Annotated in this window: 12 protein-coding genes; 10 read left to right on the top strand and 2 right to left on the bottom strand. The window is 44.5% G+C overall.

Annotated features, from left to right (window positions below):
* Positions 1-546: 546 nt before the first annotated feature.
* The 5 genes from OCU56_RS15350 to OCU56_RS15330 all read left to right on the top strand — a co-directional run bounded on the left by OCU56_RS15350 (position 547) and on the right by OCU56_RS15330 (position 9,274).
* Positions 547-3,000: a glycogen/starch/alpha-glucan phosphorylase gene (locus OCU56_RS15350; protein ID WP_261874840.1), complete on the top strand. Its 2,454-nt coding sequence runs from the start codon at positions 547-549 to the stop codon at positions 2,998-3,000.
* A gap of 156 nt (positions 3,001-3,156) precedes the next feature.
* A complete protein-coding gene (gene malQ / locus OCU56_RS15345) occupies positions 3,157-5,346 on the top strand; it encodes a 4-alpha-glucanotransferase (RefSeq protein WP_261874839.1) in 2,190 nt (729 codons plus the stop codon).
* Between the two features lie 322 nt (positions 5,347-5,668).
* The gene (gene glgB / locus OCU56_RS15340; RefSeq protein WP_261874838.1) at positions 5,669-7,849 is read left to right on the top strand and encodes a 1,4-alpha-glucan branching protein GlgB; all 2,181 of its coding nucleotides are present in this window, start codon (positions 5,669-5,671) and stop codon (positions 7,847-7,849) included.
* 98 nt (positions 7,850-7,947) lie between these two features.
* Complete coding sequence (locus tag OCU56_RS15335) at positions 7,948-8,322, top strand: MAPEG family protein (RefSeq protein ID WP_261874837.1); 375 nt, start codon at positions 7,948-7,950, stop codon at positions 8,320-8,322.
* A 97-nt stretch (positions 8,323-8,419) separates the two neighbouring features.
* Positions 8,420-9,274, top strand: a complete 855-nt coding sequence (locus tag OCU56_RS15330; RefSeq protein WP_261874836.1) for an alpha/beta hydrolase — start codon at positions 8,420-8,422, stop codon at positions 9,272-9,274.
* A gap of 160 nt (positions 9,275-9,434) precedes the next feature.
* Here the strand turns inward: OCU56_RS15330 and OCU56_RS15325 are convergent, their stop codons facing one another.
* The gene (locus OCU56_RS15325; RefSeq protein WP_261874835.1) at positions 9,435-10,619 is read right to left on the bottom strand and encodes an NnrS family protein; all 1,185 of its coding nucleotides are present in this window, start codon (positions 10,617-10,619) and stop codon (positions 9,435-9,437) included.
* Positions 10,620-10,868: 249 nt separating this feature from the next.
* Here OCU56_RS15325 and OCU56_RS15320 point away from each other — a divergent pair, with 249 nt between their 5' ends.
* The 4 genes from OCU56_RS15320 (at position 10,869) to queE (ending at position 14,255) form a co-directional block, all read left to right on the top strand.
* Positions 10,869-11,447 carry a class I SAM-dependent DNA methyltransferase gene (locus tag OCU56_RS15320; RefSeq protein WP_261874834.1) on the top strand — a complete coding sequence of 193 codons (579 nt, stop codon included), beginning with the start codon at positions 10,869-10,871 and terminating at the stop codon, positions 11,445-11,447.
* A gap of 639 nt (positions 11,448-12,086) precedes the next feature.
* The gene (locus OCU56_RS15315) at positions 12,087-13,070 is read left to right on the top strand and encodes a porin (RefSeq protein ID WP_261874833.1); all 984 of its coding nucleotides are present in this window, start codon (positions 12,087-12,089) and stop codon (positions 13,068-13,070) included.
* 155 nt (positions 13,071-13,225) lie between these two features.
* Positions 13,226-13,588 carry a 6-carboxytetrahydropterin synthase QueD gene (gene queD / locus OCU56_RS15310; RefSeq protein WP_261874832.1) on the top strand — a complete coding sequence of 121 codons (363 nt, stop codon included), beginning with the start codon at positions 13,226-13,228 and terminating at the stop codon, positions 13,586-13,588.
* Positions 13,589-13,607: 19 nt separating this feature from the next.
* Positions 13,608-14,255, top strand: coding sequence for a 7-carboxy-7-deazaguanine synthase QueE (queE, locus tag OCU56_RS15305; RefSeq protein ID WP_390904883.1), 648 nt, complete (start codon positions 13,608-13,610; stop codon positions 14,253-14,255).
* A gap of 62 nt (positions 14,256-14,317) precedes the next feature.
* Here queE and OCU56_RS15300 read toward each other — a convergent pair whose 3' ends face one another.
* Positions 14,318-14,956, bottom strand: a complete 639-nt coding sequence (locus OCU56_RS15300) for a D-Ala-D-Ala carboxypeptidase family metallohydrolase (protein ID WP_261874830.1) — start codon at positions 14,954-14,956, stop codon at positions 14,318-14,320.
* A gap of 311 nt (positions 14,957-15,267) precedes the next feature.
* Here OCU56_RS15300 and OCU56_RS15295 point away from each other — a divergent pair, with 311 nt between their 5' ends.
* Positions 15,268-15,687 carry a DUF1353 domain-containing protein gene (locus OCU56_RS15295; RefSeq protein ID WP_261874829.1) on the top strand — a complete coding sequence of 140 codons (420 nt, stop codon included), beginning with the start codon at positions 15,268-15,270 and terminating at the stop codon, positions 15,685-15,687.
* The last annotated feature ends 115 nt before the right edge of the window (positions 15,688-15,802 follow it).

The following is a 15,802-nucleotide window of genomic DNA, read 5'->3' as shown; positions in this document are numbered from 1 at the left end:
ACTGACCTTTTGTTAGTGTTGTGTACGGTAATAGACATGCTTGGCCTGATGAGTCGCGGTTAATTTGCACGAAAAACGTATAAGCAAATCAATCAGTGCTGCATATGCTGTGCTCACTTATCCTGCAACGTATCAAGGTGAGAATCCTCAATTATTTGCTTTCTACGCCTCTGTTTTGTGATGAATATCTCTAATAGGCGTTTTTTGTGAGGTCACTCTTACTGGCTCTGCACAAGCTGTGCGGTGTTTCTTTGTCTTTGTAAAAAAATAGCGTGACCGAAGTCGTGTTATTGGCAACGGGCAATTTTACATCTCTCAAACATTCTTATTCATCCAATGCATTGTTGTGCATATTTTTGTGACCTAAGTCCTGTTATGTGCGTCGCATCCCCCCTTTTTTGCGAGCTCGCGCAATAAGTGATTTTTTCTCCTCCCTACGCCCTCATGACTCCTCCTATTGGCCTTGGTGGTTGGGATGATGAAGGAGAGACGGGGTTACTAGATGATGAGTGTAGATGAACAAAACTAAGCGAGAGAGTTCCTATTATGAAACCAGCTCAACAAAAAAAGTTCGATAAACAGCATTTTCAAGCCAGCGTTAAGAAACATCTAACCGCCACTTATGCGACGACGGAAGAAAACGCATCCACACGTCAGTGGTATTTAGCGATGGGCCAAGCGCTGGCGGAGTTCACGACCCTTGATTTGTTACAAACGGAATCCGATAAGAAAATCACTCATGCAAAGAGTGTTAACTACCTTTCTCTTGAGTTTCTTATTGGTCGTTTAACGGGTAATAACCTGATCAGTATGGGACTTTATCAACACGTTACGGATGCCATGCAGGAGTTGGGTTTTAATTTAACGGATCTTTTAGAAGAAGAGCGTGACCCATCATTAGGTAACGGTGGTTTAGGTCGCTTAGCCGCATGTTTTATGGATTCATGCGCAGCCCAAGAGTACCCAACCGTGGGTTATGGCCTGCACTACGAATACGGTCTATTCAAGCAATCATTTAAAGAGGGCGCTCAACAAGAGGCTCCCGATGCTTGGCGCGGTATTGATGGCTATCCGTGGGAGTTAGTTCGCCCTGAAATTGCTCAGGAAATTGGTTTTTACGGGCAGGTTGAAACTGTGATTGAGAACGGCGAAGAGAAACGCCGCTGGGTACCGGGCATGACAGTGAAAGCGATGCCTTGGGATCTGCCGATTGTGGGCTATGAATCCAACACGGTTTACCCACTTCGTTTATGGGAATGCCAAGCTATTGCCCCTTTCTCTTTAGAAAGTTTCAATAACGGAGATTACTTTGAAGCTCAGCACTCATTAATTGATGCGGGCAACATTACCAAAGTGCTGTATCCAAATGATAACCATGAGAAAGGCAAAACACTGCGCCTGATGCAGCAGTATTTCCATTCAGCGGCCTCCATTCGCGACATCTTGCGTCGCCATGAAGCAGCCGGTCACGCCTTAGTGGATCTGCCTAAGTACGAGACAGTACAGTTGAACGATACGCACCCAACGGTCGCTATCCCTGAACTGATGCGCATTTTGGTGGATGAAAAAGGCTTTGGTTGGGATAAAGCCTGGTCTATTTCCACTAAGACGTTCGCATACACCAACCATACCTTGCTTCCTGAAGCACTAGAAACCTGGTCTGAGTCGCTTATCCAGCGTCTGCTTCCGCGTCATATGGAAATCATCTATCGCATTAACCACGAATTTCTAATGGAAGTGCGTGCTAAATGGCCTGGAGATGTAGAAAAACAACGCAAACTGTCGATCATCCAAGAAGGCTTCCATCGCATGGTGCGCATGGCCAACCTTTGTGTAGTGGGCTCTTATGCGGTAAACGGCGTAGCGGCACTGCACTCGGCACTGGTTAAGAAAGATCTGTTCCCAGAGTTTAATGAGTTGTACCCAACACGCTTGCATAACGTGACTAACGGTGTGACACCGCGTCGTTGGTTGAAGTTCTGTAACCCGGGCTTGTCTGCGCTTATTACGGAAAAAATTGGCGATCAGTGGGCGGCAAACTTAGATCAGCTCTCGGATATCTCTAAATTTGCCGATGATGCAGAATTTCAGCAGCAATACATGACGGTGAAGAAGCACAACAAGCAGCGCCTCGCCAATTGGGTTAAAGAGAACATGGATATCGAACTGGATACCAATGCCATCTTTGACGTGCAAATCAAGCGTCTACATGAGTATAAGCGTCAGCACCTCAACATGTTGCACATCTTGTCTTTGTACCACCGTTTATTAAACGATGCTGATTTTGATATGACGCCACGTGTGGTGTTCTTTGCTGCTAAAGCTGCACCGGGTTATCACTTAGCCAAAGAGATCATCTACGCCATCAACAAAATTGCAGACAAGATCAATAACGATGTGCGCATTGGCAACAAGCTAAAAGTGGTGTTTATGCCGGACTACCGCGTAAGCCTTGCGGAAATCATTATCCCAGCGTCGGATGTGTCTGAGCAAATCTCTACTGCAGGTAAAGAAGCCTCCGGTACTGGCAACATGAAAATGGCCCTCAACGGTGCGCTGACTATCGGCACTATGGATGGCGCTAACGTTGAGATCCGTGAAGAAGTCGGTGATGAGAACATCTATATCTTTGGTCTTGATGTGGATGGCGTGAACGAAACGCGTGCTAAAGGCTATAACCCATTTGACTATTACAACTCGGATCACTTGCTAAAAGCGTCGATGGATCTGTTGTTGGGTGAAGAGTTTACTCCGGGTGAGCCAGGTAAATTGCGCGCCACATTTGACAGTTTGTTAGATGGCGGTGACCCCTATCTTTGTCTTGTGGATTTCGCCTCTTATGTGAAAGCTCATGAAGAGATGGGCGAGCAGTATAAAGATCAAGCGGGTTGGGCGAAGAAGGCCATTTTAAATACGGCGTTAGTGGGCAAGTTTAGCTCCGACCGTTCAATTCGTGACTACGTGAACAACATCTGGAAACTCGAGCCGGTTCACCGTTAGTCATTAAAGTGAGGGCGTAATGCCCTTGGTATAGCGTCATCTTACGTTGGTATAAGGTGGCGCTATCGCAACTGTTAAAGCGAAGCATAAACAGCGTGGCTGTTTATCAAAACTCAATTACTTGTTTGAAGGCGTGTTTCGTCTTCGGAGAGAGCGATGAAAGAACAATCTGTATTAAAAAAAGTCGCTGAAATGGCTCGTATTTCCGATAGCTATGTCAGTGCTTGGGGAGACCAAGCAAATGTTGAAGACGACACCATTGAACAATTACTGACCGCTTTAGGCTACGATACTAGCTGTGACGAAGCACTGCTGAAATCTGCCCAGAAAAAACACAAACAAGAAGTGTTGTCGCCAGTATTGGTGGTGCGTGATGGGGACGCGCTGGAGGTGGAGCTGTATTTAGGTGCCAGTGCTCGTGAAAGTGAATTTGCATGGCGCTTAGAAACCGAGCAGGGCACTGTCCTTGAGGGGTATCTTCAATCTCAGATAGTAAGAGATGATCGCAAACAAGGTGGACCTTTGGTATTTGCTCTACCGGCGGACATTGGCTGGGGCTACCATACTTTATATGTGACCCGTAAGCGCCGTAAAACCCCTTATCAAATGAGCTTGATAGTGACGCCAAAAGCGTGTTTTAAACAAGATGACATCGCTAAAGGAAAAAAATTGTGGGGCCCAAGTGTGCAACTTTATACACTTCGCACCCCGCATAACTGGGGCATCGGTGATTTTGGTGATTTAAAACAGTTAGTGGGTGATATTGCTGCCCGTGGCGGTGATTTTGTGGGTTTAAATCCCATTCATTCGTTGTTTCCTGCTAACCCAGAAGGCGCCAGCCCTTATAGCCCGTCTTCTCGTCGTTGGCTTAACATCATGTACATTGATGTGAGTTCAGTGCCGGAGTTTGCTTTAAGTGTTGAAGCCCAGCAAACCGTAGGTAGCGCCGAGTTCCAATTGCGCCTGCAAAAGGTTCGTGAAGTTCAGCATGTCAATTATAGTGAAGTATCCGCCCTTAAAATGGCCGTGTTACCGCTGTTGTTTGCCCAATTTAAATCACGTCATTTAGCGCATAACACACCACGAGCACAAATGTTCTTACGTTTTGTAGAGGAAGGTGGGGAAAGCCTTGTTCATCAAGCCGCCTTTGATGCCATGCATAAAACATTACATGAAGCGGATGGTTGCGTGTGGGGCTGGCCGGCATTTCCTGAAAAATATCGCCATTTTGATAGCGCTGGAACAAAGAAATTCATTCAAGAAAACCAAGATCTGATCAATCTTTATATGTATCTGCAGTGGGTTGCCGATACGCAAATTAATGAAGCGCAATCTTTAGCAAAAGAGAAGGGCATGACGTTGGGGCTATACCGAGATTTAGCGGTAGGTGTGGCAGATTCAGGTTCTGAAACTTGGGCGGATAAGGGCAATCTCATTTTAGATGCCAGTATTGGTGCACCGCCAGATGTATTGGGGCCTCTAGGTCAAAACTGGGGTTTACCACCGCTGAATCCACAACAATTACAAGCTACTGGGTACGATGCGTTTGTGCAATTGTTACGTGCCAATATGAAGCATTGTGGCGCGTTGCGTATTGACCATGTATTGGGACTGTTGCGCCTATGGTGGATACCAAAAGGTAAGAACGCGACGCAAGGGGCGTATGTGTATTACCCCGTACAAGATATGTTGGCCATTTTAGCGTTAGAGTCACACCGTTTCCAATGTGCCGTTATTGGCGAAGATTTGGGCACAGTACCCGATGAGATTGTTGATATTTTACGTGATGCTGGCGTGCATTCTTACAAGGTATTCTTCTTTGAAAATAAAGCCGATGGTGGCTTTATTAAACCATTAGATTACGCTGCTCAATCCATGTCGGCATTGTGTACTCATGATATGCCGACATTGCGTGGATTTTGGCATTGTGACGACTTAAAGTTAGGTGAGGAATTAGGTCTCTATCCTGATCCTGAACAATTGCAAACGTTGTTTGCTGATCGTTTAGCATGTAAGCAAGGGATCTTAAATACCATCAGAGAATACAATCCACAGTTTTTATCTACTGGTATTGGTGACAATGCGCAATGGGTTCCTATGGATCGTTATCTGGCGGATGCCCTGCAGTTGCATGTGGCAGCCGGTTCGTCGGCGCTTCTTAGTGTGCAGTTGGAAGATTGGTTGGAGATGGATAAACCGGTCAACATTCCGGGCACAGTAGATGAGTATCCTAATTGGCGTCGTAAGCTTTCAGTGAATCTGGAAGAGATGTTTGCTCGTGAACCCGTTAACCACATAGCAAAACGTTTAACAGAAGTTCGTGATCAAGCGTCAAAAAATGGCTAAATGCTCATTTTATTATGAAAACTAACGCACTGCTCAAACTTTCATTTTGGTAATTTTGTTACAGTCCGATAGGGACTGAAATGCCCGCTTTGTATGCGGGCATTTTTTGTTGCTCATTTTGTGATAAACGAACGACAATTTGACACTGGGTAGACGTAAATTCGTTTAAGTACAGTCAATAAAGTGTATGTTTTTGTTAACAATATAGCTTAGTGGCATCAGGATCGCTAAGATGAACAAAAAATGGCTAGGGTGAGGGAAGGCAACTTTCACACACTCTCAAAAAATTATAAATAGAATGAATTATCGAAGGAGAATGGGCGTGCAAAAGGCTCAAGACAAATTTACCACGGCTTATGAAAAGTTGAGTCAGGCAGCGCTGACCGACCCGTTTTCACTGTTAGGTCCATTCGTGCGTGAAAAAGGACGCAATTTAACCGTTTGGATGCCGGGAGCACACCGCGTGGCCGTGCTTGTAGACGGTAAACGTATTGAGTTAGTGCGTGATGAAAGAGACGCGTTCATTTTAACTCAAGAATGTGATTTAAGGTTTACTCATTATCAATTAGCGGTTCATTGGGGCAACGACGTTGAGCAAATCATCGATGATCCGTATCAGTATCACGCTTTGTATGAAGAATTTGATCATTTGCATACACCCAAAGAGATGTATCAGCACATGGGGGCTCAGTTCATCACTTTACAGCGTGATGGTAAGAGCATTGCCGGTACGCGATTCTTGGTTTATGCCCCTCATGCCCAAGCGGTGAGCTTAATTGGTAACTTTAACCAATGGGACGGTCGTCGCCACCCTATGCAACGTTTGGATTACGGTATTTGGGGGATCTTTATTCCTGAGTTGGCCGAAGGTACTCAGTATAAATTTGAGATCAAAGGCCCGCAGGGTGAAAGTTTGCCACATAAGCAAGACCCGTGGGGTTTTCAACATGAGCAGCACCCATCCTTTGCTTCCGTGACGTACGATCAAAACAAATACCAATGGCAAGATAAGACTTGGCAAACTCGCCCTGTAACAGAAAAACGCAAACAAGCGTTGTCTTTTTACGAGTTGCACGCGGGTTCATGGAAAAGAAACGCGCAGGGTGAATTTTTAAACTACCGCGAATTGGCCGCTGAGTTGATCCCTTATTTGGTTGATTTAGGCTATTCACATGTTGAATTGATGCCTATTTCAGAGCATCCGTTTTACGGTTCGTGGGGGTATCAGCCGATTGGTTTGTTTGCTCCGACTAGTCGTTTTGGTTCCCCTGACGATTTCAAATACTTTGTGGATCAGTGTCACCAAGCGGGCTTAGGTGTGGTGCTTGATTGGGTACCGGCGCACTTCCCTTCGGACGATCACGGTTTGGCCAACTTTGACGGCACGCCTTTGTATCATGATCCCGATCCTCGACGTGGCTGGCATCAAGATTGGAACTCGTTCATTTACGACTTAGGGCGTGAGCATGTACGCCGCTTTATGGTGTCGAATGCGCTGTTCTGGTTTGAGCATTATCATATTGATGGCATTCGTGTGGATGCGGTGGCGTCTATGTTGTACTTGGATTACTCTCGAAGTCACGATCAGTGGATACCAAACCAAGATGGTGGCAATGAGAATTACGACGCCATAGCCACCTTAAAGTGGATGAACGAAGAAGTGTACAAACACTTCCCGAACGCTATGACCATTGCTGAAGAGTCAACGGCATTCCCTGGGGTATCAGCACCGACATTTTTAGGAGGCCTTGGCTTTGGTTTTAAGTGGAATATGGGCTGGATGCACGACAGTTTGTCGTACATTCAACAAGATCCTATCCATCGTAAATATCATCACAACACCATCACATTCCCGTTAATGTATGCACACAGTGAAAACTATGTGTTGTCGTTATCACACGATGAAGTGGTGTATGGCAAAGGGGCTATCCATGACAAAATGCCGGGTGATGAATGGCAAAAAACCGCCAACTTACGCGCTTACATGGGCTATATGTACGCCCAGCCGGGTAAAAAGCTTAACTTTATGGGGGCTGAATTTGGCCAAACGGCGGAATGGAACCACGATGATCAACTGCAATGGTTCTTACTGGATTATGAACGTCACCAAGGGGTGTTGAATCTAACTCGAGATTTGAACGCTTTGTATAAACAGCAACCGGCGTTGCATGCCCTTGATTATGACCCGCGCGGGTTTGAGTGGCGTTTGCAAGATGAAGCAGAGGCGAGTGTTCTTGCTCATGAGCGTATTGATGAGAACGGAGAGCGAGTGCTGGTGGTTTCTAACTTTACCCCTGTACCTCAGCATGAATTCCGTTTGGGGATCCCTAATGAGTCTCAATATGAACTGTTGCTCAATACCGATGATGCTAAGTACCAAGGCTCTAATGTAAGCATACCGGCACTCTTGGTGACAGAAAATATTGAAAGCCAAGGTTTGTCACAGTCTGTGCCTATGGTGTTGCCACCTCTTTCTACTGTGTTTTATAAGAAAGTTAACTAGTATAGACGCTTATCACTACGATTATCTTTAAGCCCAGTTAAGCTGGGCTTTCTTTTATCACTGACTATGATGATGGTGGGGATTGCATAGGGAGAATTATGATTACGTCATTATATGCGGCGATTTTGGCCGGTTGGATTTGTTACTTATCGGTGCAAGTCATTAAGCAAAGAAGAAAGCATCAAGTGTCTCACTCTGATGGGCAAGTGGACGATCTTGCCGTTGCCCGTGGCGCACATAGCAACGCGACGGAATACATTCCTATTGGTCTGATCCTATTGCTCTTAGCCGAGCTGAATGGTTTGCCATTATGGGCCTTGCATCTATTAGGCGCAGTGTTTGTAGTGGGGCGCTTTGCCCATGGTTACGCTGTGCTTAATAAGAATATGAAAGCGCGGATCTTTAGCATGTTGACCACGTTTGGTGTGATAGGCGTGCTTATGGTGATCAATATTTGGCAAGTATGGATGTAAATGCGCTTGCCGCGATTAAAAGCATTTTATTACAACATCTTATAATGAGATCAAATATGTTAGAGTAAGCATTCTATTACGTGACATATGGACCACCATGAGCGACAAGATCTACTTTAATACTTCTGAAAAATTTAATTTGCGCCGTTCTTTGATCAACATGGGAACGCGAGTTCACCATAAAGTGGCGCCAAAACATGCACGCAAAGTGGCAAGACAACTGCTATTAACCCCTGTGCGCAGTCAGCCAAAAAATGCAGAGCCAGAAGGCTTGATGAAAGGTACGGTGGCGTCAATGCATGGGGAACTGACCACTTATACTTTAGGCACTGGTCCTGTATGGGTGTTAAATCACGGTTGGTCAGGCACAGCCAATCAGTTTTTCCCGTTAATGGAATACATTGCCCAAGCAGGCTTTACGGCTTTGGCCTATGATCAGCCCGCTCATGGAAGCAGTGGCGGTGCATATGGTCACATCCCAGCGTTTGTTCAAGGGTTAGAGGCGGTTTTAGATAGTGTGGAAGAGGTGGCAGGCATTATTGCCCATAGTATGGGGACGGCCTCTACAATAGAGTGTAAGCATCATAAAGCCATAAACAGCCCTCTATTGCTCATTGCCCCCGTTTTAGAATATTTAGATAATTTATTTGGTAGTGTGCAACGGTCGGGTTATTCAATGAAGTTGTTTGAAGAAGTGGTGAAAGAGGTGAGTGTGGAGTATCACTACCCAATTCATAGCATTGACCCTTACGGGAAATTAAAAATGCGTACTCAACCGACCATTATTGTGCATGATAAAGCGGATAAATTCACCAGTTTTGCTGTATCCCAACAGGCCGCTAATGAAATGGACAAGGTGACACTCGTCGCCACTCAAGCCTTGGGCCATGGTCGAATTATGAACAGCGATCCTGTGAAGCAGACATTTATACAATTGGCCAATAGGAAGTAAAAGGCTGGGCTGTGTGATTGGCATGACTCATTGACACAGCGATGTTATTGGCTCTTCACCTTTGTGGCGTTTTCACTTTTTTCCTGTCGCTTAGATACCACAACGCCCAGTAATGTGTTTGGCATTACTGGGCGTTGTGTATTTTGTCCTTAGAGAAGGATTAGCCTGGGTGTCCATCGGCTCTGGCTGTCATGAGCATTTTGCCAAATTTTAATAGATATAGGCCAAAGCTCAGCATCCAAAGCACGGTTGCCACATCCAACAGCTGTAGAGTAAATTGTGGCCAGATGCCAACCCCAATACTTCTTACAAGGGCCGATAACATCAAGGCGGCAAAAGCGATGTGCATGGAGGGGCCTTGATAAATATTTCTGCCAGTGTGTCCCATCGTCACCCGCGCAATCATTGCTAAAATCAACCCAGCTAATGCTCCTATTGCAAACAGATGCAAAGACGTGTGTGCCAGCCACTGATTGGTGGTGAGTCCTTTGAGCAACAGGTAACCTGGAATACAGGCATAAGCGGCATGTAATGACCATACTAAAGGCTCAGTCAGTGTGGTCCAGGGTTTCCACCGCAACACTTTAATTAACTGAAACACCCCTGCCAAAATAAACAATGGTGTTTGTAGCGTTTGCAAAGTAATAGGGAAAAAGCTTAAAACGAACAGCAGCATTAAGGGTAAATTACCCGCCACTTCAATCCATAATATAGGTTGAGGCTTATCAAACTGGAAGCGACGGGAAGTAAAGAAGGGGATAACACGTCCACCCATCACCGATAGCAGCAACATGAACCACCACAACATAGCCTGCCATACCGCGCTTGAGGTAAAAGGGGCCAGCCCATTAATGGTCGCATAACTTGCAAAATTAGCCACAATGGCTAACGCAAATAAGGGCACAAAGAATAGATTTCGCCAGCCTTTGGACTTAAAGACTCGAATGGCAATTTCATAAGCCACAGCAAGTAGAAATAAGCTTTCTACAATGGCAATGAGCCATAATGGGGCAGGAGTCCAAAATAAAATTCGTGGCGCGAGCCATAGGCCGACAATCACACCTAAACGAGTACTTTTCGTGCCGTTAATACCGGTCCAGTTTTGTACAGCAGTTAAAACAAAGCCTGCCACAATGGCCATGGCAAAACCGAACAACATTTCATGGGCGTGCCACCATAGCGCCGGTGCTCCTAGAGCTGTAGGTTGACCATGCTGAAAAGCATAAATCCATACAGGGATGGCTATAAATGCGTATAACGCGCCAAGCAAAAAAAAGGGACGAAAGCCAAGTCTTAGCAAGGGAGTGATGGCTTCCTCTTGTGCTTTATCCGTAATATTTAACATGGTCAAAACCTTAAAGTTGCAAATGAGATGCAACTTTAAATTAGAGTGCAACATAATGCAAGTATAGCCTTGACCTCAACGGTGCGTGTAAACTCTGTTTTGAGCAAGTTATGGGGAAGGAGTGATGAAAAATCAAGCGTCACATGATCGACGCCCAATATCTCTTTGTATTACATGTAATTTGGTATCTTTTTTTAGCAAGATTTGCTTTACTCAGCGTACGCAACAAATTTTAGGATGGATAGTCATATGAAGCACAACTGGGATGATTATGCTGCTCAGTGGGAGAGCGATCCTGCCACCGCTCAATTTTCAGATCAGGCCTTTGCCGAACTGCAAGCGTTACAGTCAGTGACGGGAGCCAATATATTGGATTTTGGTTGTGGCACCGGTTTATTGAGTCAACGAATGGCGCCTTTAGCGAAAAGCATTGTGGCACTGGATGCCTCAGAAGCCATGATTGAAGAGTTGGATAAAAAAGCGCTACATAATGTAGAGCCAGTTGTGGATGAACTCACCCGTGGTTTAGTTGCCCAACACCCCGCATTTAGAAAGCAATTTGATATAGTGGTTGCCTCTTCGGTGTGTGGTTTTGTTGCGGATTTTAAAGAAACGGCGGTCATCATTCACTCTTTGCTAGATGAATTGGGTGTCTTTGTGCATTGGGATTGGCTAAGTGACGATAGCGACCAAGGTTTAACGCAGCAATCTGCCCACTCTATTTTGCATGGTGCCGGCTTTACTGATATAGAAATTTCAATTCCGTTTGATATTAAAATGAAAGATGGCTCATCAAAACCGGTATTAATGGGCGTGGCTTACAAATAACATGATTATTCAGCAGAGATTTTAGCGCAGTATACGCATATTGCTTTATTCTATAAAATCATGACTCTCTGCTGGATTATTTAATTCTCTACTCGTTATTATTATATTTATTTTCTAACTATTGTTAATACTAATCGTAGTAATTAATGGAGCATTCGAGCTTGTTGAAACACTTAATTACTGTGATTGGTATAATTCGAAAATACAAATTCGAAAGTTGATGTTTTCTGTTGCATTTCTACCTTAATGTTGATGCCCATGCCTGAGCATCCTGTACCTTTACTCTTCTTGTTACTATTTTCAATCACCCACTACCACGACTAAAGAACGCATATACAGTTCACAAATGGACTTAAATAGGCAGTAATATGCATTTTTTGTGATCTATGCACGCTTTTTGATTGGTTTATTAAAAAATCATTACTACGCTTTTTATAAAAGGCAATCTTTGTTTTGAGTGAAAAATGATCACTAAAACCAAATATGGGGGGCATACACTATCTATCTTCCACAGGTTGCTTTATAGCAAAAAGCCTTGAGCGATTTGCATCATAATAAAAAATAAGTCGATTGAGTTGTACGATATTTACAGTGTTTTTAACACAACTTTTTATACACATAGGTAAATGGAAAGACATTATGAAAAAGACGTTATTAGCAAGTGTAATTGCAGGTGTGACCTTTGCCGGTCAAAGTTTTGCGGTAGAGTTATATAACAATGATGGCTCTACGTTCTCTGTGGGCGGTCATATCTCTATGGGGGTGGGCAATGATGCGGACGATGATGTTAAAGTTCAGTCTGTATCCCCCCGTATTAATATTAACGCCACGCAAGATATAGGTAGCGGTTTTACCGTGGATGCTAAAGCCGAGTGGGGGCTTAATACGTTAGAAGGTGGAGATAACTCCTTCTCAACCCGTCTTGGTTACATTGGTATAACCCATGATATGTGGGGCCGAGCGGTGGCTGGTACACAATGGTCCCCTTATTATGATGTGGCAGGTGTTGCCGATATGCCTATCGCCTTTGCCAATGACTTTTTGTACACCAATCACTATAACTTAGGTTCTGCTCGTGCTGAACGAATGCTCTCCTATCGTAAAACCTTCATGATGGGGGATAACTTTGGTCTAAATTTAGGTGCGGGTTGGCAGGGTAAAAACAGTGATGGTGGCCTGGATTATGGCAATCGTGGTCAGATAGCACTGTCTGCAGATTTTGCAGGTGTTAGCGTGGGTTATGCATTTAATACCGGTGCGGTGTCCTATGACAATGATGATGCCATGGCCAACGTACTGTCGGCTAAATTCGGCTCATACGGAGACGGTCTCTATTTAGCCGCTGTGTATGAAATGGGACAGCAATTCCAAGGTAATTTTGATTCCACCGCTATTGAAGCCATTGCCGCCTTTGCGCTGGCCAACAGCCTGAATTTTTCATTGAACTATGAATCAGTAGAAGATGACGACAGCAATGAAACGTTATTGAGTCAAATGGCCCTACAGGTTGAATATAACTTTACGCCGAAATTTATTGGTTATGCAGGTTATGAAATTGACTTAGGTGATGATGTTTCAAGTGATGATAATCTATACGCACTAGGTGTTCGATACCTCCTATAATTCTTTTTTAGAACACTATAATATAAGGCAGAGCATTGGCTCTGCCTTTTTCTTTTATTAGCTTATTTCGGTTTTTATTGGGGCTTTCATATAAACTTGCTACAATCCGTGCCTTTCTCTATTTAGGTCCTATGACCCACGCACAGAAGAACGTTATGACTACTGAAATCTACAAAGAATTTATGTTTGAAGCCGCTCACAAACTGCCTCATGTACCAGAAGGGCATAAATGCGGTCGTTTGCATGGCCACTCATTTCTAGTTCGTCTTTATTTAAAAGGGGAAGTGGATGCGCACACAGGCTGGATTATTGATTTTGGTGATGTTAAAGCACAATTTAAGCCTATTTATGAGCGTCTTGACCATCATTATTTAAATGACATTGATGGCTTAGAAAACCCAACCAGTGAGGTATTGGCCAAGTGGATTTATCAGCAAACGAAACCACTGTTGCCACTGCTAAGTAAGGTTGAAATTAAAGAAACCTGTACTGCTGGTTGTATTTATACGGGTGAGTAATGTGCTTAAAATAAACGAGATGTTTGAAACCATTCAAGGTGAAGGCTTTTTTACTGGTGTGCCTGCGATCTTTATTCGTTTGCAAGGTTGCCCGGTAGGTTGTGCTTGGTGTGACACTAAGCAAACATGGGATATTGACCCTGAGCGTGAAACCGATTTTGCACAAATCATGGTGAAACAAAGCGATAATGATGATTGGTGTCAGCGAAGTGAACAAGACTTGGTGCGTTATTGTGTAGAGCATTACCGTGCTAAGCATGTTGTGATTACCGGTGGGGAGCCATGCCAGTATGATTTGCGCCCGTTAACATCGCTGCTAGAAGACAATGGTTATCGCTGTCAAATAGAAACCAGTGGCACCTTTGCTGTTCAGGCCAGTCAAGGGACGTGGGTGACGGTATCGCCAAAAATTGCCATGAAAGGCAAACTGCCCATAGAGCCAAGTGCTATGTCTCGGGCGAATGAGATTAAGCACCCTGTTGCTAAGCAGTCAGATATTGATGCTCTCCAGGCTTTATTGAGTAGCAGCACATTGCAACCGCAAACGGAGATCTTGTTGCAACCTATCAGTCAAAAGCCAAGAGCAACCCAGTTATGCATTGATACCTGCATTGCCAATAATTGGCGATTATCGGTGCAAACACATAAATATTTAGATATCGCCTAGAGCTTTAAAGGTAATCCCTATCGCCCCTAACTGCTATACCTCTGCAGTTAGGGGGCTCTGCGCTACCAATGCCGATATCCGCAGGTATCTATGTGGAAACGTACCCCAGAATAAAGCCCCATTCCCATATTGTGTTCTTTGCCAACACTTTTATAAATACTCCATAGCTTTTTATGCAGCTCCTCTCGAGTGAGGGGATTGATGGGGACTAAATCTAATGCACAAAAGCTCAAGTGTTTACTCTTAGTGGCCCCTCCTGAGGTCTGATTATAATATTGAGTCCTATCACCAGAAACGGGCACTAGCGGCCCTAATACGGGCTCTACATGCTGTTGAATAAACTTTACTGTGCGCACCATATTGGGCACCAGTTTTCGTTCGGGAACAGTAAAGACTGAGGTGCCATTCATGGCCCAGTTAGTTCCTTGTAACAAAATAAGGTGTAAGGGCATGGTTTTTAAAGGCACTTCTGTTACACCTGCATCCTTTAACTGCTGGGCAATTTCATTTACTCGATCTTGAGCGCCGTTCATCAGCATCCAACCGCGAAATGCTGCGCGGGTGGGCACCTTATACCCTTTAACATCAATGACTAAATCACTGTATTCCAATTCATTTTCTGATTGATACAGCTTTAAGTAATCATTGGAATAGGCAGCAAAACTGATACTGAAAATAAGTAAGTAGATAAAACGAATCATTATGGCTCTCCCTTGCATTTTATGATCCCAGTATAGTCGCTGTGGCTATGACAGCAGTAAACCGCGCCTAATTTGCGCAGGCAAACTCAGTTTAATTTAGCTGTGTCCTTTGTAAGTAATTGTTTTAAAAACTAAAGGTTACAGATAAATGAATCTAGAAAGAGGCACATTAATGACTTATGAGCTTGTTACCTTTCTTATATGATCATAATCACGATTTGTCAGTTCAGCTGTGACGTTACCTATTTTGGCCTCCAAAACGCGCAGAAATCCACTAACGTTATAATCACACCCGTTAATTGGAGCCGTTAATGTCTCAATGTATTTGTTATCGCGCTGGGTATAAATACCAGCTAGCAGAGGATTTTGTACTTCATGTGGAAATGTTTCCCAAGCAAAGCGTGCAACTGAAATTTATTCAACTAACCGAGCAAGGGCGGCTGACAGTACGGGCAGGTTATGCGTGGGATGGTCCTTCGGGCCCTGTGGTGGATCGTTCCGATAATATGCGGGCCTCATTGGTTCATGATGCCCTGTATCAGTTACTTCGCTGTGAGAAGCTGCCTATGGACGATAAAGACCATGCCGACCGTTTATTCAAACGCTTATGCATCGAGGACGGCATTGATGAGATTACCGCTCATGTGTATTACCTCGGCCTGAAACTTGCTGGCAAACCGGCCGCAAGTCCGCTCAATAAAAAGCCGACGTTGCAGGCGCCGTGGCGTTAAATGAAAGAGGGTAACGGGTGAGTAAAATTGGCTATCTCAGCCCTAAGGTAAAGCCTCGACGCAATGAAACGGTTGAATCTCTGCGCCCTAGCCATGGTCATCTCACCCTTTAATT

This window comes from Vibrio rarus, from assembly GCF_024347075.1.
In the GTDB taxonomy this organism is placed as follows: Bacteria; Pseudomonadota; Gammaproteobacteria; order Enterobacterales; family Vibrionaceae; genus Vibrio; species Vibrio rarus.
Note: the sequence above shows the minus strand (reverse complement) of the source record. Positions and strands in the feature narration are given on the sequence as shown.

Excerpts from the sequence above, each read along its gene's own strand:
- OCU56_RS15350 (WP_261874840.1), top strand. The coding sequence starts at position 547 with ATGAAACCAGCTCAACAAAAAAAGTTCGATAAACAGCATTTTCAAGCC.
- malQ (WP_261874839.1), top strand. The coding sequence starts at position 3,157 with ATGAAAGAACAATCTGTATTAAAAAAAGTCGCTGAAATGGCTCGTATT.
- OCU56_RS15335 (WP_261874837.1), top strand. The coding sequence starts at position 7,948 with ATGATTACGTCATTATATGCGGCGATTTTGGCCGGTTGGATTTGTTAC.
- OCU56_RS15330 (WP_261874836.1), top strand. The coding sequence starts at position 8,420 with ATGAGCGACAAGATCTACTTTAATACTTCTGAAAAATTTAATTTGCGC.
- OCU56_RS15325 (WP_261874835.1), bottom strand. The coding sequence starts at position 10,619 with ATGTTAAATATTACGGATAAAGCACAAGAGGAAGCCATCACTCCCTTG.
- OCU56_RS15320 (WP_261874834.1), top strand. The coding sequence starts at position 10,869 with ATGAAGCACAACTGGGATGATTATGCTGCTCAGTGGGAGAGCGATCCT.
- OCU56_RS15315 (WP_261874833.1), top strand. The coding sequence starts at position 12,087 with ATGAAAAAGACGTTATTAGCAAGTGTAATTGCAGGTGTGACCTTTGCC.
- queD (WP_261874832.1), top strand. The coding sequence starts at position 13,226 with ATGACTACTGAAATCTACAAAGAATTTATGTTTGAAGCCGCTCACAAA.
- queE (WP_390904883.1), top strand. The coding sequence starts at position 13,608 with ATGTTTGAAACCATTCAAGGTGAAGGCTTTTTTACTGGTGTGCCTGCG.
- OCU56_RS15300 (WP_261874830.1), bottom strand. The coding sequence starts at position 14,956 with ATGATTCGTTTTATCTACTTACTTATTTTCAGTATCAGTTTTGCTGCC.
- OCU56_RS15295 (WP_261874829.1), top strand. The coding sequence starts at position 15,268 with ATGTCTCAATGTATTTGTTATCGCGCTGGGTATAAATACCAGCTAGCA.